The following is a 22,531-nucleotide window of genomic DNA, read 5'->3' as shown; positions in this document are numbered from 1 at the left end:
GAACGGTCAACAAGGCAGGTCCAGCCACTGCTCCCGGCCGATGCCGACGCGCACCGAGTCCAGCTCGGCGAGCAGCGTCGGGAGCCGGTCCGGGTGGGCCAGGTACTCCAGCACCGCCTGGTAGAACGCACTGCTCATCGCCGACGGCATCAGGTCCGACGCGTCGAAGCACAGGTCGGTGCCCTGGGCCAGGGTCGTCGCGATGCGCCGGGTCACGTCGCTGCCGTAGACGCCCTGGCCGACGAGCCGCTGGTGCACCGAGAACGTCGTCCCGCCCGACGGCCAGATCCGCTGGCCCGCCTCACTGGCCAGGTACACCATGAGCCGGCGCGCGCCCGGCGTGTCGTGGAACATCGCCGCGAGGTCGGCCGAGACCTCGGACGGGCCCGCACCCGCGCCCGGGAACGGGAAGAACCGGAAGTCGCGGTCGGGCACGGGCGGCCCCGGGAGCGCGCCGTACCCGCCGATCGCGAACGAGCCCAGGTGCTCCCACACGCACCCCGGCGGCTCGGCGAACATCGCCTTGCCGGCGTCGGCGAACGACGTCAGCAACGCCGCCGTGCTGCCGCCGCGGACCGCGTCCGGCGCCAGGACCAGCTCGCCCCAGCTCTGCCACGCGGCCCGCATCGCCGGGTCCGTCCACGGCAGCGTGCCCGCCGCCCAGTCGCTGTAGACCCGCGGACCGGCACGGTGCAGCAGGATGTCTTCGATCCAGTCGGTGCCCGGGAACCCGGAGTTCGGCGGGGCACCCATGCCGAGGCACCAAGGCCGTTGCCCGCTCGCGGTGAGCTGCCGCGACGTCGTCAGAAGCTGGTCCCACGTCGCCGGTTCCGGCCCGGTGAACGTCTTCGGCGCGTACCAGACGATGCTCTTCAGGTCGGCCTTGACCGCGACCGCGTACATCGCGCCGAGCCCGAGCTGCTGCAGCTTCAGCCACGGCCGGCTGTACGCCTGGGCCGCTTCCGCACCCAGGATGGCGTCGAGAGGCTTCAGTTCGCCCGAACGCGCGTACCCGGCGAGCTCGGCCGGGTTGGACAGCACCGCCACCTCGGGCGGAGTGCCCTGCTGCAGGTCGCCGCGCAGCACCTGGTTCTGCGCGCGGGTGCCCTGGTACCGCGTCGGGATCCCGGTCTCCCGGGTGAAGCCGTCGAGCACGCGCTGGAACGCGGCCTGCTCGTCACCCGTCCACGAACCGAGCACGGTCACGACCTCCGCGCCGGACTCGCCCGAGCAGCCGGGCACCCCGGCCGCCAGCGCGGCGGCCAGCACCACGACGGCGAGGCGTCTCCTCATCGGCTTCTCGCCCCACGGAACCGGTATTCGTCGAGCCGGGGTTGCAGGCCGCCCACGATCAGCACCGCGATTCCCGCGGCCAGCACGGGAATCCCGTAGCCGAGCAGGCCGTTCCAGCCCGGTTCGGTGAGCCCCGGTCCCAGGAGTGCCGACTCGTCGACGTCGGCGGGGGCCGCGGGCGGGACGGTGGGCGGAGCGGGCGTCGCCGCGGCGAACGCGGCCACCGTCTCCCCGCAGGTAGCGGCTCCTCCGGGACCGCAGGAGGCGACCAGCACCTTCGCGAGCGTCCACTGGGCGTGACCGGCGGTCGCCGTCGTCGCCGCGGACCGCGCGTCCACCGTCCGCTCCAGCGCGGCACCGCTGTCCCGGGCGCCGGACTGGACCCCGAGCAGCAGCGCCGTCCCGACGCCCAGCAGCACCGAGCCCGCCGTCGCGGCGAACAGCGCCGAGTTCACCGTCCGCCGGAAGTGGCGGGCGAGGAACCGCTGGGCCCACACCAGCAACACCAGCAGGAGCAGCAGCGGCAACGCCCACAGCAGCGTGATCGCGGGGTCGAGCCAGTCGGTGCCGAGCTGCTGGTCGAGCGCGGCGCGCTGGGCGGCGGCCAAGGCGTCGAGCCGCGCGAGGATGCCGTTTTCCTTCGCGGTCAGCAGATCGGACGCGGACTGCAGCTTGCTCGCGGCGAGCGCGCCGCCGTCGTCCTGCCGGAAGTGGGCGTCGGCCTGCCCGATGAAGCTGTTGTACGCGGGCAGCAGCCCTTCGATGAGCCGCAGGGTCTGGCTGCCCTGCTCGCCGGCCGCGTTGTGCTCGGCGACCTGGGCGAGCTGCTGGCCGGCGCGCGCGATCTCGTCCTCGTACTGCTCGCTGGGCCCGGTCAGGCGCGCTTGGCCGTGCTCGAAAGCGGACACCGCGGCGTCGTGGGCGGCCACGAGCGCCTCCTTGGCCAGCGACACCTCCAGCACGGCGGGCGCGGTCCGCTCGCGCACCTCGGCGATGCTGGCCCGTACCCCGAGGAAGGTCGCCAGCGCCGTCACCAGGACCAGCGCGCTGCCGGCCACCAGCCCCAATCGCAGCCACCACAGGGTCTGGCGCGTGGTGCTCGTCGCGCTCACGAGGGTGCTCCCGCCGGATCCTCGAACAGTTCACCGCACCGCCCGCAGCGTTTCGCCGACGGCCGCGCCTTGTGTCCACAGTGGACGCATTCGCGCGGCGCGCCACCGTCCTCGGGGCGAGCCGGCACGACGACGGGTTCGGCCGTGTAGGTGGAGATGGTCGACCCGAGCACGAGCGAAAACCCGTCGCGCGGGCGGACGCCGTCCCTGATCGCGACGGCACCGTCGTCGCGGACGTCGATCAACCGGCCCAGCCGCTTGAGGATCTCCGCGTTGCCGAGGTCGGTGGCCAGCCGGTACGCAGTGCCCCATTCGCGCGCCGCCTCCGCCCGGTCTTCGCGCTCGAAGGCGTCCCAGCCCGCGCGGACCGCCCGGCCCAGCTCGGCCTGCCCGGTGATGCGGGCGACGTTCTCGTCCGGCACGCTCGACAGCGCCAGGTCGTCGGTCAGGTAGCCGACGACCGGGAGCTGGTCGCTCACCACGGTGTCCGCGCCCTCGAGCAGGGTGACCGTGCCCAGCAGCCGGTCTTCGTGGCGGGTCAGCTCCGCCGCGTCGACGTCGAGGCAGAGGTGGTACTCGCGCTGCTCGTCGCCCCACGCACCGGTGGGCAATTCGAGCGCGCGGCCGCCGGAGTGACACTGCGCGGTGAGATCGACCTCGGTCGGGAAGACCTGCTTGACGAACCGCAGGCGGCTGTACGGCATCGTGGTCAGCCGCAGCCGCAGGTCGGGCACCGTCCGGCCCATCGCCTGCTCGACCAGCCGCCGGAAGTCCCCGGCCAGCTCGGCGTCCTCCAGCACCGCGTCGGCGCTGCCGCGCAGCACGGAGGCGATGCGCTGCAGGTCCCGCGGCTCCCAGTCGTCGCCGATTCCCCTTGCGTCGCAAGCGAACTCGCCTCGACAGCGGTCGAGCGCGGCCTCCAGCGCGCCCATGCGGTCGGACTCGTTCTTGCCGTCGGTGAGCAGCACGGCGTGCCGGATCGCCGTGTGATTGCGGGTGAAGAGCTCCCGGGCCAGGTCCAGCCACTGGCTCATCGCGGTACCGCCGCCGGCGATGAGGCCGGAGACCGCCGCCTTCGCCTCGTGCCGGGTTCGCGCGCCGGCCACGGCCAGCTCCGGGGTCGCCGGGTAGACCAGCCCGGCGTGCGCGGTGCACTCCACCACCCCGAAGAGCACGCCGTCGCGCAGGGAGTCGACGGCGACCCGGCAGGCGTGCCGCGCCGCCTCGATCTTCGTGGGCGGCCAGTCCATCGAGCTGGAACAGTCCACCAGCAGCAGTTCGGCGGTCTGCGGCGGGCCGCCCGCCACCGGCGCCGCGGCGTCGCCCACCCGGACGGTAAGGACGGCGTCCATCCGCTCGTCCGACGGCGCCAGGTACTTGTTCTGGCTCAGCTGCAGGGTGAACGACGGGGTCTCGGGCATCCGATCACCTTCTCGTCTTCGGCCGGACGGAGTTGGCGAGGTCGACGAGCACGCCGTGCTCGTTGCGGTCGCGAGCCCGCTCGGCGAGCCGGCGCAGGGACTGTTCCAGCAGCGTGCGCAGCCCGCGGTCGGTGACGCGCTCGCCGAGCAGGGCACCGCCGTCCCAGCCCGGCTCGGCGCCGTCGCCGAGGGCGTCGAGCGCGGCTTCGCGGACGAGCGTCTCCAGCCGGTCCTGGGACTCGCCGTCGAGGTAGAGCTCGGGCAGCCGCCGCGCCGCGTCGGCGAGGTCCGTCCGGCCCGGCGGCCCGGACGGCAGGCGGGCCGCCCGGATCCGCACCGCGGCGATCCGCGCGGCGTCGTAGTGGCGGGAGATCGGCGGGACGGCGTCGAGCAGGGTGACCGCGGCGTCGCGGCCCCGATCCCGCAGGTAGCCCCGGGCCAGGCCGAAGGCCGCGCTGACCTGGCTGTGGTCGCGGTGCCACACCGACCGGTAGCAGCGCTCGGCCTGCCCGGTGTCCCCGCGCAGTTCCGCGCAGAAGCCGAGCGCGAGCTTCGGCGCGATCTCGCCCGGCCAGGCGCGGTGCACCCGGTCGAACGCGGCCGCGGCCGGCTCGGCGTCGCCGCGGACGAGCGCCAGCAGCCCGTGGTGCCAGGCCGCCCGCCAGTCGCGCGCGGCCTCGGGCCCGAGCAGCTCCTCCGCCGCCGACAAGGCCACGGCCGCGCGGTCGGAGTCGCCCACCGCGATGTGCGCCCGGGTCCGGGCGAACTCGATTTCGACCGAGCGTTCGCCGAAGAACGCGAGCTTGCCCAGCCAGCGGTGCGGCCCGGGCGCGCCCGCGGCGGCGATGAACTCCGCCGCCGGGTCGTCCGGCGCGACCCGCGGGATCGGCAGCCGGCCGGCCCCGTCGGCCGCGCCCGGCAGCCCGGGGTCCAGCGCTCCGCCACGGGCCGCGGCAGCGACCCAGCGGTCGAGGCCGGGCACCGCGCCGAGGCCGTCGTCGAGCAGTTCCGCGGTGTCCTCGAACAGCGCCGACGGCATCGGGCGCGGCCGTTCGTCGCGCAGCGAAAGGATTTCCCGGCGCACGCCGTCGAGCTGCTCGGCCATTTCGGAGGCGGTGGCGAACCGCCGCTCGAACGGCGCGACCGCGCGCTCGAGGACCAGGCGCAGGGAGTCGAGGCCGCCGGCGACCCGGTCCGGGTCGGCGTCCTCGCTCGCGGCGTCCAGCAGCACCTGCAGCGTCCGGCCCACGGTGTGCAGGTCGGACCGGACGGTCAGGCCGTGCCGGGTGAGCTCGTGCGCCGGCACCTGGAACCCTTCGGTCCCGACGCTCGGGTTCGCCGAGTCGTCGATCGCGCGGGCGGCGCCGAGGTCGATGACCTTCACACGCTTGTCACCGTGGATCACGTTCTCCGGCTTCATGTCGCAGTACAGCAGGCCCTCGCCGTGGAGGTAGTCCAGCGCGCCGAGGATCGCCCGGCCGTAGACGATGACGTGCTCGACGCGCGGCGGCGGGCCCTTGACGAGGAGGTCACGCAACGACCGGCCGCCGACGTACTCCATCACCAGGTAGGTGTCGGGCTCGCCGCCGGAGGGCGGGGTGTGCTCGACGAAGTCGCTGATCCGCACGATGTTCGGGTGGTCGAGCCGGATGAGCACGTCCCGCTCGACCCGCGCGAGCGCGCGCAGCATCGCGCTTTCGCTGTTGATCACACCCTTGAGCACGACGTGCTGGCCGCCGAGCGCGGTGTCGGCGGCCAGGTACACCCAGCCGAGCCCGCCGCGGGCGAAGCAGCCGAGGACCTCGTAGCGGTCGCCGACGCGTTCCCCGGGCGAAAGCTTGGGCAGGAAGGAGAACGGCTCGCCGCAGTTCTCGCCCTCGCAGAACCCCTCGGCGAACCCGGGTTCGCCGGCGTAGGCGCGGCCGACGGGTGCTCCGCAGCGGCCGCAGAACCGGTGCTGTTCGGGGTAGTCCGGGTCGGCGAGGACGAGCTTCTCGGGATCCGGGACCTCGACCGCGGGCAGCGAGTGGAAGTCGGTCTCCCCGCTCCAGAGCTCGACACTGCGCCGCGTGCTTTCCGGCGCGGGCGTGCTCAGCGCGACCGACGGCGCCTCGACCGGCACCCGGCGGTGGCCGCACACCTCGCAGAACCCCATCGGCCCGACGGGCTTCCCGTGGCACCACACCGGCTCGGCGGTCATGCGCCCGCCAGCCGGTGGCGGACCGCGCGCACGTACCGCTCGACCAGCTCCGCCGCGGTAACCGGATCACCGGGCACCGCGGCGAGCGCCGCCATCGCCGGGCGGTACAGCCCGGCCAGCTCCTCGTCTTCCATCAGGCCCGCGTCGGTCGCCTTCGCGTTGTAGGCGCGCAGCCGTCCGAGCAACTCGTCGTGCCGGGCCGCGTGCGCGTCGAGGTCGGCGTGCAGCCGGACGAGCTCCCGACGGGCCGCCTCGGCGTCGCGCTCGGTCACCGTCAGCGCGCGCCGGACGCGGCCGGGGTCGATGCGCTCGCCCGCCGAGCGCAGCGCGGCCAGCCGCAGGCGCAGGTCCGCGGCGGGGCCGGGCACCTCGGCCGCGGGGTGCGCGTGCGTGCCGACCTGGGCGGCCCGCTCGCGCGTCCGTTCCTCCTCGTGCTCCACCATCTCGACCAGCAACGCCAGCCGGTCCAGCCGGCGCGCGTTCCGCTCGCTTTCCCAGCGGCGGGCCAGGTGCACGCCGGGCGAGTCCGGCCGGCTGAACTGGACGAGCACGGTGGCTCCCTTGTCCATCAACGGTTTCACCGCGCCGGTCAGGACCTCCTCCGGGGCGCGGGCGGCGTCGACCCCGGCCACCGCCACGGCGACGTCCTCCGGGTTGGTCGCGAGCACCGTGGTGACCTCCTCGGTGCTGATGCCGGCGCTGACGCTCTCGGCCACCTCGCCGGCGGTCTTGCCGGTGGCGTCGACGATCGCGGCGAGCCGCTCGCCCCTGCCTGGGCGGGACCCGCGGCGCTCGCGCCGGACCTGGGTCAGGAAGTCCCGGACCACCGCCGAGTCGCGGTCGCCGATGACGACGACCAGCGGGCCCGACGGCGTCCGCGGCGGCTCGCCCACCCACCGGGCGACCTCCGGGACGTGCCGGACGATCGACTCGACGGGGATCAGGTAAGCGAGCCCGAGCCGTTCGTCGGTGTATTCGGTGACGACCATGCCGAGCACCGCGTCGGTGGCCTTGTCGATCACCCCGGCGCCGCTGAACCCGCGGCGGACCCGTTCCCCGGGCGGCTTCGAGTTCAGCTGGATCCACTCGCTGCCCGCACCGGCCGGGCCGGCCAGCTCGGCGTCGTTGACCCACACGCCGTGCTGGTGCGGCGGCGGGAAACCGTAGGTGTGGACCACCCGGTCGCGGACGGCACCGAGGCGCACCAGCGGCGCGCCCGGCACGCCGGGGAACGCCTCGCTCAGCTCCAGCAGCGCGATGTCCCCGCGGCCGTCGGCCAGCGGCGGTACCCAGCACCCCGGCCGGACGCCCGCGTACGTCTCCGGTGTCCCGGGGAGGCCGACGAAGCGGACCACGAGCCGGCCGGCCGGGCAATCGGGCGAAAGCGCTTCCTCCCCGGCGGCCTGCACCACGTGCGCGCAGGTCAGGATCGTGGATTCGCCCAGCAGCATGCCGGCACCCAGTGCCCGGCCCGACGAGTCCAGCAAGCACACCCGCCACGGTTCCGAGTCCCCCGCGCGCCCAGCGGAACTATCTCCGTCGTGCTCCCTCACCGTGAGCGACCTTACGGCGGCGCACCGACCGTCCGGGCCCCGTTCGCCCGCTTTCCCCGGCAGACCACCCGATCGGCCGCAGGCGCACCGAGCCGCCGTGGGCAACTCACCACCCTGCGCGGTGTCCGGTGGGAAACGGCCCCCTCTGGTTCGGCGATTCAGTCAGGCGATCGTGCGCAACCGGCGCAGCGCGAAGTACACCAGCGCCGCCGTCAGCAGGACGAAGATCCCCGTCTCGATGCCCTGGAACGCCCAGAACCGGTCGCCCGGCTGGTACTGCAGCCAGTTGTACGCGCCGGGACCGGCCTCGCTCGGCCCGCAGCCGCCGGGGCCGCACGGGCCGATCTCGGCGTTGGGCAGCACCATCTCCCCCGCCGCGTTGCGGACGCCCTGGGACAGCACCCAGTCGCCCGACGCCGTGTTCGGCGTCTGGTTGCCGTCCGGGAAGAACGTCAGCGCCCGCGCGGGCAGGTAGCGCGGCCGGGCCAGGACCTCGATCGCGACGCGGATCGCCGCGAAGCCGACCAGCGCGATCCCCATGGCGGGCAGCACCTTGCGCCAGTACGTCCCCGCGAAGACGCCCAGCGCCAAAGCGAACAGCGTGTACGCGATCGGGACGACACCCTGGACGTCGAAGGAGAAGTAGCCCAGCCGCCCGGTGCTCGCGGTGACCAGCGGCTCGAACCACCACGAGACGCCGAGCGCGTACACGACCGCCAGCACCACGGTGATCCCGCCGACGAAGCCGAACTTCACCAGGGCCCAGTGGAGGCGGCTGACGCCTTGGGTCCACACGAGACGGTGGGTGCCCTGCTCGACCTCGCGGGCGACCAGCGGCGCGCCGAAGAACACGCCGACCAGCACCGGCAGGACCACGAACAGCACGGCGACGAACGCCATGCCGCCGAACTGCTGCTCGAACTGGTGGCCGAGGCTGCCGCAGCGGCCGACCTCCTCGGTCTGGGTGATCAACGACGCGCTGCCGAGCGCGGCGCGACAGGCGGGCAGGCCGAGACTGTCGAACTTCGTGTGCATCGCCAGGCCCGTGGGCACCATGATCGCGGCGAGCGCGACCAGGGCGCCGAGCGTGAACAGCGCCTGCTTGCGGTGCTGGCGCCAGGTCAGCCAGATCATGCCGGCACCTCCCAGGCGGTCGCGGCGACGCGGGTCTCGGCTTCGGCCAGGTGGGCCAGCACCAGGTCTTCCAAGGTCACTTCGTGCTCCGTCCACAAAGGATCGATCGGCCCGTCGCCGCGGCGGACGAGCAGCGTCGACTGGCGTTCGGTGTGGCTCGCGCGGACGACCTTCGCCACGCCGGCGATGGACTCGCTGCCGGCCCGTGGGCCGACCAGCGTGCGGTGCGTCTCGAGCAGTTCATCGACCGCGCCGGTCAGCTGGACGCGGGACTGCTGCAGGACGACCAGATAGTCGCAGCTGCGTTCGAGGTCGGCGAGCAGGTGCGAGGACAGCAGGACGGTCGTCTCGCTCTCGGCCACCGCGCCCATCAGCGCCTGCATGAACTCGCGGCGCGCCAACGGGTCCAGGCTCGCGATCGGCTCGTCGAGCAGCAGCAGCCGCGGGCGCTTGGCCAGGGCCAGCGCCAGCGCGACCTGCGCCCGCTGCCCGCCCGACAGCTTGCCCACCCGCTTGTCCGGCGGGATGCCGAGCATGGCGAGCCGTTCGCGGGCCAGCGCGGCGTCCCAGCGGCGGCGGTTCAGCTTGCCGCCCATGGTGACGAGCTCCGCCGCGGTGAAGTCCCGGTACAGCGGGGTGTCCTGCGCGACGAACCCGACTTCGGGGAGCACGGACCGCGGGTCGCGGCCGAACACGCGCACCTCCCCCGCGTCGGGCCGCAGCAGCCCGACGGCCAGGTGCAGCAACGTCGTCTTGCCCGCGCCGTTCGGGCCCACCAGCGCGGCGATCCGCCCGGCGGGCACCTCCAGCGCGCAGTCCTGCAACGCCCAGGTGCGCCCGTAGCGCTTGCCCAGCGCCCGGGCCTGCACGGCCAGCTCCATCTCCGGAACTCCCTACGCAAGGTTGCGGGGCACCGGGGTGCCGCGCAACGTGGTCTCGATCAGGGCGGCGATGTCGTCGGCCGACATCCCCGCGGCTTCGGCGCGCTCCAGCCAGGCCACCAGCTCGTCGCGCAGCTGCCCCTGGCTGCCCAGCGACGGCCCGGCCAGGCTGCCGGTGACGAACGTGCCCACCCCCGGCCGGCCTTCCGCGAGCCCCTCCAGGACCAGCTCGCGGTAGGCCTTGAGCACGGTGTTCGGGTTGATCGCCAGCGCTTCGGCCACGGACCGCACCTTCGGCAGCTGGTCGCCGGGGCGCAGCAGGCCGACCCGCAGCGACTGCTTCACCTGGACGACGAGCTGCATGTACGTGGCGACCCGCGAGCGGCCGTCCAGGACGAACTCGATCACCCGACACCTTCCTATTGTCTTACGACATTAAGACAACACCCGCGAACGCGTCGCTGTCAAGGAGCGCCCGCCGGGCATAGGGTCTCGATCGGGACGCACCCCCGGCACCAGGAGGCAGGCATGTCGTTGTTGGACGGACTGAGCAAGGCGATCACCGAGGGGACGATCGAGATCGTCGACCTCACCGCTCCGCTGAGCGCGAGCACGCCGATCCTGCAGCTGCCGGAGCCGTTCGCCAACACCATCCCGTTCCGGCTGGAGGAGATCAGCCGCTACGACGAGCGCGGCCCGCGCTGGTACTGGAACGACATCCACACCGGTGAGCACACCGGCACCCACCTCGACGCCCCCGTCCACTGGGTGTCCGGAAAGGATGGTCACGACGTCTCGCAGGTGCCGCTGAAGACCCTGGTCGCGCCCGCGATCGTGCTGGACTTCTCGGCGCGCGCTTCGGAGGACTCGGACTTCCTGCTCTCGATCGACGACGTCCGCGCCTGGACGGCCGAGCACGGCCCGCTGCCCGACGGCGGCTGGCTGCTCTACCGCACCGGCTGGGACGCGCGCAGCGACGACCAGGAGCGGTTCCTCAACGCCGACGAGGCCGGGTCGCACGCCCCCGGCGTCTCGCCCGAGTGCGCGCGGTGGCTCGCCGAGGAGACCCCGATCACCGGGCTCGGCGTCGAGACCGTCGGCACCGACGCGGGCCAGGCGCCCGCCCTCGACCCGATGTTCCCGTGCCACGAACTCCTGCTGGGCGCCGGGAAGCACGGCCTGACGCAGCTGCAGAACCTCGCCTCGCTGCCGCCGACCGGGACACTGCTGGTGGTCTCGCCGCTGCCGATCGTCGGCGGGTCCGGCAGCCCGGCCCGCGTGCTGGCTCTGGTGGAGCGGTGAACGTCGCCGAACTCGTCGGCCGCACCTTGGCCGGCCTCGGCGTCGGCGCCGCGTTCGGGGTGGTGGGCAGCGGCAACTTCGAGGTGACGAACGCACTGCGCGCGGGCGGCGTCCGGTTCGTCGCCGCCCGCCACGAAGGCGGCGCGGCGAGCATGGCCGACGCCTACGCCCGGATGAGCGGCGAGGTCTCGGTGCTGTCGCTGCACCAGGGCTGCGGGCTGACCAACGCGATGACCGGCATCACCGAGGCGGCCAAGAGCCGGACGCCGATGCTCGTGCTCACCGCCGACTCGGCCGGCGCGTCGGTGCTGTCGAACTTCCGCGTCGACCAGGACGGGCTGGCCACGGCGGTCGGCGCGGTGCCGGAGCGCGTGCACTCGGCCGCGAGCGCGGTCGCCGACACCGTGCGCGCCTTCCGGACCGCGCGGCAGCAGCGCCGGACGGTCGTGCTGAACCTGCCGCTCGACGTCCAGGCCGAGCCCGCGCCGTCGCAGTCCTCGCTGCCGTCGATCCCCGGGCCCGCGGTGCTCCGGCCGGATGCCGACGCCGTGGCCGCGCTGGCGGACCTCCTCGACGCTGCCGAACGACCGGTGTTCATCGCCGGCCGTGGCGCCCGGGGCAGCCGGGAACCGTTGCGGGAGCTGGCTTCCCGGTGCGGCGCGCTGCTGGCGACGTCGGCCGTCGCGCACGGGCTCTTCCACGGCGAGGAGTTCGCGCTCGGCATCTCGGGCGGGTTCGCGTCACCTCTGGCTGCCGAGCTGATCGTCGGCGCGGATCTCGTCGTCGGCTGGGGCTGCGCGCTGAACATGTGGACCACCCGGCACGGGAAGCTGCTCAGCCCGCACGCGAAGCTCGTCCAGGTCGACGTCGAGCAGAGTGCGCTGGGCGCGCACCGGCCGCTCGACCTCGGGGTCGTCGGCGACGTCGCGTGCACCGCCGTCGACGTCTTGGCTGTGGCGAAGGAGCAGCAGGGCTACCGCACCGAGGAGGTCGCCGCCCGGATCGCGGCCGGCCGCTGGAACGACGTCGAGCACGACGACCTCTCCCGGGGCGGCCGGATCGACCCGCGGACGCTGAGCAAGCTGCTCGACGAACTGCTGCCCGCGGAGCGCATCGTCTCGATCGACTCCGGCAACTTCATGGGTTACCCGAGCGCGTACCTGTCGGTGCCCGACGAGCAGGGGTTCTGCTTCACGCAGGCGTTCCAGAGCATCGGGCTGGGCCTGGGCACGGCGATCGGCGCGGCGCTCGCCCGCCCGGACCGGCTGCCGGTGCTGGGCACCGGCGACGGCGGGTTCCACATGGCACTGTCCGAACTGGACACCGCGGTCCGCCTCGGCCTGCCGCTGGTGGTGATCGTCTACAACGACGCGGCGTACGGCGCGGAGGTCCACCACTTCGGCGACGCCGACATGACCACGGTCCGGTTCCCCGACTCCGACCTCGCCGCGATCGGCCGCGGCTTCGGCTGCGCGGGCGTGACGGTCCGGTCGGCCGAAGACCTCTTCGCGGTGCGCGAGTGGCTCGCGGGTCCGCGCAGCGAGCCGCTGGTCATCGACGCGAAGATCGCCGACGACGGCGGATCGTGGTGGCTCGCGGAGGCGTTCCGGCATTGATCCAGTGCTGACCCGGCGCTGACCCGGCCTTGACAGTGGCCCGGGTGGAGCTGGATGCTGGCCGAGTTGTCCTACTGTCGTAGGACAGCAGGTATACGTCCTGGGGAGCTGTCATGCGCTTGTTCAAAACCGTCCTGGCCGTGCTCGCGGCCGCCACGCTGGTGGCCGCACCCGCCGACGCGGGTCAGCCCCGGCCACCATCCGACGCCGCCGGCGCCCTGCTCGCCGCACTCGACACGCATTCGATCGTCGCGAAGTCCAGCCCGGACGCCGGCACGTTCCTGTTCGACCTGATCCGCGACCCGCGCTTCCCGGGCCGCGTGAACGACATCGCCGTGGAATGCGGAAATTCGCGTCTCCAGCCGATACTGGACGCCTACATCGCCGGCGCCGACGTGCCGGACATCAGCCGCGTCTGGCGGGACACAACCCAGCCGAGCTGCGGCTTCTCGACGTTCTACGAACAGCTTTTCGCCTTGGTGCGACAGGTCAACACGACGCTGCCGCCCGCACGGAAGATCCGCGTGCTGGCGTGCGACCCACCGATCGACTGGAGCCGCATCCACGCGCCGGCGGACATGGAACCGTTCTACGACCGCGACGCGTCGATCGTGTCCGTGGTGAAGACGCAGGTGCTGCAGAAGCACCGCAAGTCGCTGATGTTGTTCGGGCTGGGACACTTGATGCACAACGGCGGCAGCGGAGCGGTCGCCCAGCTGGAGCGCGAGTACCCCGGCGCGGCGTACGTCGTCGCCGACCACTACGGGTTCACCTCGGACAACGCCCGCCTGGAACAGCGCCTGGGCTCATGGCCGTCCTTGACCCCGGTAGCGGGTTCCTGGCTGGGAACGCTCGAGACGACGTACTTCCCGACGAACCGCGACTACCCGCCGGGCACCCAGGGCTACCCGGGAGTGGACGCGTACCTGTACGAGGGTCCCGCCGACCTCCTGCTACGGGAGCCGTTGTCGGCGCGAGCGATCCTCGACACGGACTACCTGAACGAGCTCCGCCGCCGAGCGACGGCCCTCGACACACCGCCGGACGGACTCGAATGGCCGGAGACCTTTTTCGAGCGGGAGCGGTCGTCCGGGGTGCTGATCCACGGCTAGTTCTGGTTGTCGCGCCTGGGTAATCCGTCGGTGGCGGACTCCACTCCACGTCGCCAGATTTCGGCGGCGAGGCCGCAGCTTCGCCGGGCTGGTCGGACGCGCCGCTATGAGGTGCCGAGGCGGGGAGAAATGCGCCGAGACGGCAGGGCCGTGGTCCGGGTGATGAACGCGGCCGTGTGGCGCGGCGGGTATAGCCCCAGAGCCGATGGCTGTCGTCGGAGCGATGGCGGCGTGGTCGAGGGCGTGGGTGTAGGCCCGCAGCCGGTTGGCTGCAGGCCTTTCCCATGTGTGGTTGTTCACGCCGCGAACGGCAGTGGTTGGTGGAGGTTGTTGCGCCTGGGTTTTCGGCGTTTGTCCAGGAACACCGGTGGCAGGAACTCGGGCAACCCGTCGGCCGCTATGCGGACTTGCCAGCCCGAGCGGTGCAACAGCCGATGATGGTGGGCGCACATCAGGACCAGGTTGCCCAGTTCCGTGGGGCCGCCGTCGGCCCAGTGGCGGATGTGGTGTCCCTGACAGTGCCGCGGTGGGCGGTGGCAGCCGGGGAACGCGCAGCCGCGGTCGCGCAGGTACAGCGCGTGGCGCAGCGGTGTGGAGATCAAGCGGCGCTGGTGACCCAGGTCGAGAGGCTCGCTCTTCGTGCCCAGCACCGCGGGGATGAGCTTGCAGTCACAGGCGTGGATCCGGGCTTCGGCCGCGGACATCGTCCCGAGGTCGCCGAGGATGGCCCGGCCGACGCCGGACTTCAAGTCCTCCAACGACACCGCGACCATGACGTGGGCTCGTTCACCGGCCTGCATGGGCAGGTCTGAGGAGTTCAACGCGAGGTCGATCGCGTCGGAGAACGCATCACCGTAACGTTCCTGCGGGGAGCGGAGGTCGGGGCCTTCGTCGGTGGTGCGGCGTTGCGCGAGCGAGTCGAGGAGGGCGCTGGCTCGGGTGCCGGTTTCGTCGTCGAAGCGGCCGTTCAGTTCCCAGATCCCGGTTCTTTTGCGGCGCAACGACAGTTCGCGATTCGGGGTGGCCGGTTCAGCGGAGTCGGGTGCGGCGCCGTCGGGGTCGAGGTGGGCCAGGATGCGTGTCCCGAGGGCGGCGACCTGCTTGTATCCGGCCTCGGAGGCGAAGGTCAGCAGGTGCTGTTCGGCCTTGTCGCGGTGTTCGGGCGGGATTTGGGTCATGACGCCGACGATGGTGTCGATCATCGGGGTGCTCAGCCGACCGTCCAGCGCGGCGGCGCCGGTGGCGAGAGCGACGGCGGGGATCGGGGTGCCGTCGAGGGTGTGGCTGGAGGTGAGGGCTCTGGCTCGTTTGACGACGGTCTCGGCGGCAGCTTTGGGGATGTCGGCGAGGTGCTCGTAAAGCCGTGCGACAGAGCGGTATCCGAAGAGTTCCATGACACCGCGCGACTCGATTTCCGCCAGCAGTGAACCGATCTCGGCCTCGGCAGACCGAGCGACGGTGAGCAGGGTGGAGATGCGGTCGGCCAGGGCCACCGCATCCGCTTTCCACACCGTTTCGCTGTCCACACACCAAGATTACCGGCGGTCGAACGCCTGGTCACCACACGACCGGGTGATCCACTATGAACTCCGGCAGGGGCACCGTTGCGTGGGGAATCGGCGCTCCAGCACCGAGCAGGAAGCAACAACAAGAAGCGCCGATTTCCCACGCCCCGGCGAAGCCGTATCAGTAAAAAGGAATCACCCGACCCGATGCGAAACCCAAACGTTGGGTTCGACGTACACCGCAAAGCCCTCCGAAGCCGAGACGAACACGGGCCCAAGCGCACCAGCAACAAAGACAACGCCATCACGATCGAAAGGCAACCCAGTCCAAAGCCGCCAATCCGAAAGAGGCGCCTGAACCGTCGCCGAGCAAGGGGCAACAGCCTCGACCCGACCACCGGCACGCACATGAGTACGCAGCCATCGGTCAGCAGGCAGACCGTCCGCGCGCGTCTCGGCGACATAGTCCGACATCGGCATCGAAGGAACGGCGGCCTTGTCCGGCGGCCGAACCGGAATCACGAGCGCTCCCAGCCCGGCAGACGCAGCAGCCGAGCGCATCCCCTCCAGCACCGTCCGGGAGTGGCCCCGACCCTGGTGCTCCGGATGCACAGCGATCTCCAGCGCGCAGGCGGTATCGGGAGTCACCTCGTCGAGCGCGTCTTCGGCAGCCCACACTGCCACCTCGTCCCAGCCCCGCGCCGGCAACGACCCGCGCCCGCGGAACGGCACCATGATCCCGCGTGCGACCGGCCGGTCGCACGCGGGATCGAGCATCGCGACGACCAGGTGCGGCCAAAGCCGCGCCACCCGGCGGCCGCGCACCAGCAGGCTCGCGAGGCTGCCGGCCATGAACTTCGCCGAGCCGGGCGGGTACGGGATCGCGTAGGTGGCCGAAGCAAGGTCAGGACGCTCGGCCAGCGTCACGAGCACCTCAGTTCCCCCGCGACCAGGATTCGAGGGCGATCAGCGTCTTCGTGCCGGTCACCTGGTGGTGACGGCGGATCTCGTCGATCGTCTTCTGCAGGTGGGCCATGTCGCGCACCCGCAGCCACACCAGCGCGTCCGGGTCGCCCGCGATCGTGAACACCGCCTGCGCCTCGGGCATCCGCGTGGTCGTGCGCAGGATCTCGGCGACCTTCGTGTTCCCGACGAACCGCAGCTCGGTGAACGCCTCGATCCCCCAGCCCAGCTTCGCGTGGTCGACCTGCACGGTGAACCCGGTGATCACGCCGGTCTCGCGCAGCCGGTCGATCCGGCGCTTGACCGCGGCCGTCGACAGCGTGACGCGGCCGGCGATGTCGGACAGCGTCCGGCGGGCGTCCTCGCGCAGCAGGCCGAGGATCTCGTGGTCGGTCGCGTCGAGCAGCTCTTCGGTCATGCGTCCGAGCGTAAACGGACGCAAAAATCAGGACCACTCAGTCACTGGATACGCTGAACTTTGCGTGTGACACCCTGATCCGGCTCCGGCTGTTGCGTGGCTGTGGTCCGCGTCGCACTGTGCCCGGAAGCACAACCGACGCGAAGGAGGCCCGCGCCGTGGAGACGTTCACGCTGGACGACCGGTACCTGCGAGAGGCCGGGACCGTGCACCTGAGCGGGGTGCAGGCCCTGGTCCGGCTGCTGTTCGACCGCGTCCGCCACGACCGCGCCCGCGGCGGCGACCCCGCCGTGTTCGTCTCGGGCTACGAGGGCTCGCCGCTGGCCGGCTACGACCTCGAGCTCGGCCGCCGCGCGAAGCTGCTGGAGAAGCACGACGTCGTCCACCGGCCGGGCCTCAACGAGGAGCTGGCCGCGACGTCGGTCATGGGCAGCCAGCTCGTCGCGGGCGCCGGCGGGCGGCGCGGCGTCACCGGGTTCTGGTACGGCAAGGCCCCCGGCCTGGACCGCGCCACCGACGCCCTCCGCCACGCCAACCTGGCCGGCACCGACCCGCGCGGCGGCGCCGTCGCCCTGGTCGGCGACGATCCGAACGCGAAGTCCTCGACCGTCCCGTGCGCGTCCGAGCTCGCCCTCGCCGACCTGGCGATCCCGATCCTCTACCCGGCCGACTCCCAGGACGTCCTCGACCTCGGGATGCACGCGGTCGAGCTGTCGCGCGCCGCCGGCGTGTGGACGTCGCTGAAGGTCGTCGCCAACGTCGCCGACGCTTCGGGCACCGCGACGGTGAGTCCAGAATGGACCGCGCCCGAACTCGAGAAGGCCTACCGCCACACGCCGACGTCACGTCTGCTCGGCACGAGCCTCGCCGAACTGGAACGCAGCCTCTTCACCGTCCGGCTGCCGCTCGTGCTCGACTACTTGCGCGCGGCCGGCATCAACCGGATCACCGCGCGCGGACCGGCCGACCGGATCGGCATCGTCTCCGCCGGGAAGTCCTACCTGGACCTCCAGCAGGCGTTCCGCTCCCTCGGGCTCGACGCGGAAGCCCTGGCGAAGCACGGCATCCGCGTCCTCAAGCTCGGCGCGATCCACCCCCTCGAACCCGGGATCGTCCGCGAGTTCGCCGACGGGCTCGACGAGATCATCGTCGTCGAAGAGAAGCGCGCGTTCGTCGAGACCGCCCTCAAGGAGGTCCTCTACGGCGTCCCCGGCGCGCCCGCGATCACCGGCAAGAAGGACCGCGACGGCCGGACGCTGTTCACCGAGCTCGGCGAGCTGGACCCGGACGGCGTCGCGACCGGCCTGGCCCGGCGGCTGCCCGAGGGCATCCCGTCGGTGGACACCTACAAAACGCGCCGCCGCCGTGAGCGCATCTCCGTCCCGCTGCTCGCGCGGACGCCGTACTTCTGCTCGGGCTGCCCGCACAACTCGTCGACGAAGGTCCCCGAGGGCACGCTGGTCGGCGGCGGCATCGGCTGCCACACGATGGCCCTGTTCATGGAGCCCGACCAGGTCGGCACCGTCCTCGGCGTGACGCAGATGGGCGGCGAGGGCACGCAGTGGATCGGCATGGCGCCGTTCGTGGAGGCCGAGCACTTCGTCCAGAACATCGGCGACGGCACGTTCACCCACTCCGGCAGCCTCGCCGTGCGCGCGGCGGTCGCCGCGGGCGTGAACATCACCTACAAGCTGCTCTACAACTCCGCAGTGGCGATGACCGGCGGCCAGGACGCCGTCGGCGGGCTGCCGGTGGAGAAGGTCGCCGAGCTGCTGCTCGTCGAGGGCGCCAAGCGGGTCGTCATCACCAGTGACGCGCCCGCGAAGCTGCGGCGGCGGAAGCTGCCCGCCGGCGTCGACGTCCGCGACCGCACCGAACTTCTGAGCACGCAAGAGGAACTGGCCGCCATCAAGGGCGTCACCGTGCTGATCCACGAGCAGGAGTGCGCGGCGGAGAAGCGGCGGAAACGCCGTCGCGGCAAGCAGACCGCGCCTGCGACCCGAGTGGTGATCAACGAGCGCGTCTGCGAGGGCTGCGGCGACTGCGGCACCAAGTCGAACTGCCTGTCGGTGCAGCCGGTGGCGACCGAGTTCGGCCGCAAGACCGCGATCCACCAGTCGTCGTGCAACGTCGACTACTCGTGCCTGGCCGGGGACTGCCCTTCGTTCGTCACCGTGGTGCCGACCGGGAAGAAGCAGCGCCGGAAGCTCGGTGAGCTGGCCGCGGACGCGGTCCCTGCTCCGGCAACCACGAAGAAGGACTTCACCGTCCGGATCACCGGGATCGGCGGCACCGGCGTGGTCACCGTGACGCAGATCCTCGCCACCGCCGCGGTGCTCGACGGGCGGCACGTCCGCACGCTCGACCAGACCGGGCTGGCGCAGAAGGGCGGCGCGGTCGTCTCCGACCTGAAGGTGACGGCGGAGCCGGTCGAGCAGGCCCCGAAGCTCGCCACCGGCGAGTGCGACCTCTACCTGGCGTGCGACGCGCTGGTCGGGGCGGACGCGGCGAACCTGGGCGTGGCGGATGCCTCCCGCACCACCGCGGTCGTCTCGACCACCGAGGTACCGACCGGCCGGATGGTCGTCGACACGACGGTGGCGTTCCCCGACCCCGGCAGCGTCCTGGCACCACTGGAAGCGGCGGCAAAACGCACGGTCTCCCTCGACGCCCGCGGCCTGGCCGAGGAGCTCTTCGACGACGACCAGTTCGCCAACGTGCTGCAGCTCGGCGCGGCCTTCCAGACCGGCGCGATCGGGCTGCCGGCCGCGGTGATCGAGCGCGCGATCGAGCTGAACGGCACCGCGGTGGCCGCGAACCTGCAGGCCTTCCGCCGCGGCCGCCAGCTGGTGGCGGACCCGGACGCGCTCGTGACACCGCCGGCTCCCGTGCGTCCGGTCGAGCAGCCCGCCGCCCGGAAGCTGGTGCAGGCGGCGCCGGAGTCGGAGCTGGCCCGGCTGCTCGACGTCCGGATCCCGGACCTGGTCGCCTACCAGGACGAGCGGTACGCGCGGGCGTACGCGGAGTTCGTCGAGCAGGTGCGGGTGCTCGAGGACGGGCCGACGGAGATCACCGAGGCGGTCGCGAAGCACCTGTACAAGCTGATGGCCTACAAGGACGAGTACGAGGTCGCGCGGCTGTCGCTGGACCCGGCCTTCACGGCGGATCTCGAGGAGCAGTTCGGCGAGGGCACGAAGTACGCCTTCCGCCTGCACCCGCCGGTCCTGCGGGCGCTCGGCATGAAGCGCAAGATCAGCCTCGGCCCGTGGTTCCGGCCGGCGTTCCGGGTGCTGCACGCGCTGCGCAAGCTGCGCGGCACCCGCCTCGACCCGTTCGGCCGCGCCGAGGTGCGGCGGGTCGAGCGGGAGCTGATCGAGGACTACCGCGGGACGGTGCTGCGGGCCTTCCGCGCCGAAGACGTCGACCGGGCCCGGGTGCTGGCACTGGCGGAGCTGCCGGACCTGGTGCGCGGCTACGAGGACGTCAAGCTGGCCAACGTCGCCCGGTACCGGGAGAAGCAGGCCGAGGTCCTCACGCTCGTAAGTAACTGAGCATCGCCTGGGCTTCGTCGGGGACGCGCAGCTTCGCGCTGACGTCCCCGGCGTGCTGCCGGGCGGCGGCGGTGCCGATGCCGAGCAGCCGGCCGATCGTCGGCACCGAATGGCCTTCGGCCAGCAAAGCGACGACCTCGCATTCGCGCGCGGTGAGCGTCGTGACCGGGTCGCCGGGGCGCCGTCTCGCCAGCTGGACGGCGACGACGTCGCGGTCCAGCACCGTGCCCCCGGCGGCGACGCGCTTCAGGGCGTCGAGGAACTCGTCCGGCTTCCCGACGCGCTCCTTGAGCAGGTACCCGGCGCCTCCCCCACCGGCGGCCAGGAGGTCGCCGGCGTAGCCGTCCTCGACGAACGCCGAAAGCGCGAGGATCGCCAGCCCAGGGGCGAGCCGGCGCGCTTCGAGGGCGGCCCGCAGGCCTTCGTCGGTGAACGTCGGCGGCATCCGGACGTCGACGACGGCCAGGTCGGGGGCCACCGCGTCGACGGCGGCCAGCAGGTCCCCGGGGTGGTCGACGGCGGCGGCGACGTCGAACCCCTCGCTGCGCAGGAGCAGGACCAGCCCCTCCCGCAGCAGGGCGTCTTCTTCCGCGATGACAATGCGCACGACGGCTGCCTCCTCGCCTCCACGTCCTCTCCCTGCCTGGATGCACGGATCGGGCGGCGGAAGCGTTCAGCCGATGCCCGTGGTCCGGAAGCGGGCCCGGTAGTCGCTGGGCGTCACGCCGAGGCCGCGGGCGAAGGCGCGTCGCAGCGTCTCGACGGATCCGAAGCCCGATCGCCGGGCCACGACGTCCAGGGGATCGGTCGTGCGTTCCAGCTGTTGCTGGGCGGATTCCAGCCGCACCTGCTCGACGAACCGCGCGGGGGTGCGGCCGAGCTCCTCGCGGAACAGGCGGGTGAGGTGCCGCGCGCTGACGCCGGCGCGGGCGGCCAGGTCGCCGAGGGTGTGCGGCGCCGCCGGGTCGGCCGCGACGGCGTCGAGCACGGCCCGCAGCACCTCGGTGCGCGGACGGCCCGTCTCCAGCCGGACGCTGAACTGCGACTGCCCGCCGGGCCGCTGCAGGAAGACGACCAGGTGCTTGGCCACCAGCCGGGCCACCTCGGCGCCGAGGTCCTCCTCGACCAGCGCGAGGGCCAGGTCGATGCCGGAGGTGACGCCCGCGGAGGTGATCACCGGGCCGTCCTTGACGAAGATCGCGTCCCCGTCGACGCGCACGCGGGGGAACCGGCGGGCGAGCTGGTCGGTCAGGTCCCAGTGGGTCGTGGCGCGCCTGCCGTCGAGAACGCCGGCCGCGGCCAAGGCGAACGCGCCCGCGCACACCGACGCCGTCCGGTTCGCGCCACCGGCCAGCCGCCGGATCTGCGCGACGAGCTCGGTGTCGGCGATCGTGCGGACCCACTCGGGGCCGCCGGGGACCAGCACGGTCGCCCCGCGCGGGTCGGCCGCCGCGAGGTCGAGGTCGGCGCCCAGGCGCGTCCCGGTGTTGGCGCGGACGTCGGCCCCGCCGGGCGACGCAGTCTTCAGCTCATACCGGCCCCCGTGCTCGTTGGCCTCGGCGAAGACCTCCAGCGGCCCTGAGACGTCCAGTAGCCGGACGCCGTCGTAGAGCACGACGAGAACAAGGCGGCTGCGCACGTCAGCTCTGGCCGGACCAGCCGCTCAGCCGCGAAAGCAGGCGCTCCAGCACCTCCGGGTCCGCGGCCACCGGGTCGCCGGAGACCGGCTCGTCGACGAGGGTCCGGCGGTCCTGCCGGCGCGGCAGGCGCACCTGCTTCGCGTTCATCCCGCCGGGCAGCTCCAGCTCGCACCAGGTCGTGCGGGCCCCGCCGACGCCGGGCGTGACGCCCACGCGCTCGCCGGGCCCGGCGACCTTCGGCTCCGGCAGCCCGGGGACGTCGTCGTCGACCTCGACCACCAGCACGTCGGCGCGCAGCCGCAGCCGCAGCGTCACGAAGGAGGGTGACCGCGGGTCGCCGGCGTCGATCACGGTCTCGACGAGCCGTCTCGCGGTGGCGGTCACCTGCTCCAGCATGGGCATCAGGGACCAGTCGGTGAGAATCAGGCGGACGAACAGTTCCGTGACCGGCAACGCGCTCGGTTGCGCGACCAGCCGGATATCGTCCATCTGGGAGGTGTGCGCGCTCAAACCTGACCTTCCTCGCCCAGGTGCGGACCGTCCGGGTTTCCGCATCTTGCCACCCGGCCTCCGGCGGCACGGTACCGGCTGTGCTCGCGTTGCTACCGTCGGGGCCATGGGCGAAGTGGTCGAAAGCGAGGATCCGCGCGCCGAACGGTTGCCGGACGCGCGGCAGAAGGCCGTCGACGACATCAGCTGCTGACCATCGGGCCGAGCCGCCGCGGACTCCTGACCGAGCGCCCCAACGCCGCCCGGACCGCCGGGGGCGACGGCACGGTGGAGACCAGGTCGATCAGGGAGCCGAGCACCGCCATGTCCAGCTGGTCCGC

The 22,531-nt window shown here is 72.6% G+C and carries 18 protein-coding genes; 4 read left to right on the top strand and 14 right to left on the bottom strand.

Features of this window, described 5'->3' with window-relative positions; all coding sequences use genetic code 11:
- Nucleotides 1-6: 6 nt before the first annotated feature.
- The 8 genes from AB0M59_RS30365 to AB0M59_RS30330 all read right to left on the bottom strand — a co-directional run bounded on the left by AB0M59_RS30365 (nt 7) and on the right by AB0M59_RS30330 (nt 10,002).
- On the bottom strand, nt 7-1,293 hold the full coding sequence (locus AB0M59_RS30365; protein WP_364621790.1) for an extracellular solute-binding protein: 1,287 nt from the start codon (nt 1,291-1,293) through the stop codon (nt 7-9).
- A complete protein-coding gene (locus AB0M59_RS30360; RefSeq protein ID WP_364621787.1) occupies nt 1,290-2,405 on the bottom strand; it encodes a hypothetical protein in 1,116 nt (371 codons plus the stop codon). Before AB0M59_RS30360 ends, AB0M59_RS30365 begins: the two co-directional genes overlap by 4 nt.
- Nucleotides 2,402-3,826 (bottom strand): vWA domain-containing protein, encoded by a 1,425-nt coding sequence (locus AB0M59_RS30355; protein WP_364621784.1) that lies wholly within the window; start codon nt 3,824-3,826, stop codon nt 2,402-2,404. Before AB0M59_RS30355 ends, AB0M59_RS30360 begins: the two co-directional genes overlap by 4 nt.
- Nucleotides 3,827-3,830: 4 nt before the next feature.
- On the bottom strand, nt 3,831-6,026 hold the full coding sequence (locus AB0M59_RS30350) for a tetratricopeptide repeat protein (protein ID WP_364621781.1): 2,196 nt from the start codon (nt 6,024-6,026) through the stop codon (nt 3,831-3,833).
- Complete coding sequence (locus AB0M59_RS30345; protein ID WP_364621778.1) at nt 6,023-7,477, bottom strand: serine protease; 1,455 nt, start codon at nt 7,475-7,477, stop codon at nt 6,023-6,025. The genes AB0M59_RS30350 and AB0M59_RS30345 overlap by 4 nt, the downstream gene beginning before the upstream one ends.
- 264 nt (nt 7,478-7,741) lie before the next feature.
- Nucleotides 7,742-8,713: a transporter gene (locus AB0M59_RS30340; protein ID WP_364621775.1), complete on the bottom strand. Its 972-nt coding sequence runs from the start codon at nt 8,711-8,713 to the stop codon at nt 7,742-7,744.
- A complete protein-coding gene (locus tag AB0M59_RS30335) occupies nt 8,710-9,594 on the bottom strand; it encodes an ABC transporter ATP-binding protein (protein WP_364621772.1) in 885 nt (294 codons plus the stop codon). The genes AB0M59_RS30340 and AB0M59_RS30335 overlap by 4 nt, the downstream gene beginning before the upstream one ends.
- 12 nt (nt 9,595-9,606) lie before the next feature.
- Nucleotides 9,607-10,002: a GntR family transcriptional regulator gene (locus AB0M59_RS30330; RefSeq protein ID WP_364621769.1), complete on the bottom strand. Its 396-nt coding sequence runs from the start codon at nt 10,000-10,002 to the stop codon at nt 9,607-9,609.
- A 120-nt stretch (nt 10,003-10,122) separates the two neighbouring features.
- On the opposite strand from AB0M59_RS30330, the gene AB0M59_RS30325 reads away from it, so the two are divergent.
- From AB0M59_RS30325 to AB0M59_RS30315, 3 genes are all read left to right on the top strand, one after another.
- Complete coding sequence (locus AB0M59_RS30325) at nt 10,123-10,896, top strand: cyclase family protein (RefSeq protein ID WP_364621767.1); 774 nt, start codon at nt 10,123-10,125, stop codon at nt 10,894-10,896.
- On the top strand, nt 10,893-12,512 hold the full coding sequence (locus AB0M59_RS30320) for a thiamine pyrophosphate-binding protein (protein ID WP_364621765.1): 1,620 nt from the start codon (nt 10,893-10,895) through the stop codon (nt 12,510-12,512). The genes AB0M59_RS30325 and AB0M59_RS30320 overlap by 4 nt, the downstream gene beginning before the upstream one ends.
- A 113-nt stretch (nt 12,513-12,625) precedes the next feature.
- Nucleotides 12,626-13,624: a hypothetical protein gene (locus AB0M59_RS30315; RefSeq protein ID WP_364621763.1), complete on the top strand. Its 999-nt coding sequence runs from the start codon at nt 12,626-12,628 to the stop codon at nt 13,622-13,624.
- Between the two features lie 296 nt (nt 13,625-13,920).
- Here the strand turns inward: AB0M59_RS30315 and AB0M59_RS30310 are convergent, their stop codons facing one another.
- From AB0M59_RS30310 to AB0M59_RS30300, 3 genes are all read right to left on the bottom strand, one after another.
- Nucleotides 13,921-15,150 (bottom strand): DUF222 domain-containing protein, encoded by a 1,230-nt coding sequence (locus AB0M59_RS30310; RefSeq protein ID WP_364621760.1) that lies wholly within the window; start codon nt 15,148-15,150, stop codon nt 13,921-13,923.
- Between the two features lie 174 nt (nt 15,151-15,324).
- Complete coding sequence (locus AB0M59_RS30305) at nt 15,325-16,062, bottom strand: hypothetical protein (RefSeq protein WP_364621758.1); 738 nt, start codon at nt 16,060-16,062, stop codon at nt 15,325-15,327.
- 1 nt (nt 16,063) lies between these two features.
- A complete protein-coding gene (locus AB0M59_RS30300; protein WP_284742675.1) occupies nt 16,064-16,510 on the bottom strand; it encodes an Lrp/AsnC family transcriptional regulator in 447 nt (148 codons plus the stop codon).
- A gap of 158 nt (nt 16,511-16,668) precedes the next feature.
- Here AB0M59_RS30300 and AB0M59_RS30295 point away from each other — a divergent pair, with 158 nt between their 5' ends.
- Nucleotides 16,669-20,061 (top strand): indolepyruvate ferredoxin oxidoreductase family protein, encoded by a 3,393-nt coding sequence (locus AB0M59_RS30295; protein WP_364621755.1) that lies wholly within the window; start codon nt 16,669-16,671, stop codon nt 20,059-20,061.
- On the opposite strand, the gene AB0M59_RS30290 is transcribed toward AB0M59_RS30295, so the two are convergent.
- From AB0M59_RS30290 to AB0M59_RS30280, 3 genes are all read right to left on the bottom strand, one after another.
- Nucleotides 20,042-20,668, bottom strand: a complete 627-nt coding sequence (locus tag AB0M59_RS30290) for a response regulator (RefSeq protein ID WP_364621752.1) — start codon at nt 20,666-20,668, stop codon at nt 20,042-20,044. The genes AB0M59_RS30295 and AB0M59_RS30290 overlap by 20 nt on opposite strands.
- A gap of 66 nt (nt 20,669-20,734) precedes the next feature.
- Nucleotides 20,735-21,700, bottom strand: coding sequence for a DJ-1/PfpI family protein (locus AB0M59_RS30285; RefSeq protein WP_364621749.1), 966 nt, complete (start codon nt 21,698-21,700; stop codon nt 20,735-20,737).
- A 1-nt stretch (nt 21,701) separates the two neighbouring features.
- A complete protein-coding gene (locus tag AB0M59_RS30280; protein WP_364621746.1) occupies nt 21,702-22,211 on the bottom strand; it encodes an ATP-binding protein in 510 nt (169 codons plus the stop codon).
- Nucleotides 22,212-22,531 lie beyond the last annotated feature (320 nt).

It is taken from the genome of Amycolatopsis sp. NPDC051371 (assembly GCF_040682155.1).
Lineage (GTDB): Bacteria > Actinomycetota > Actinomycetes > Mycobacteriales > Pseudonocardiaceae > Amycolatopsis.
Note: the sequence above shows the minus strand (reverse complement) of the source record. Positions and strands in the feature narration are given on the sequence as shown.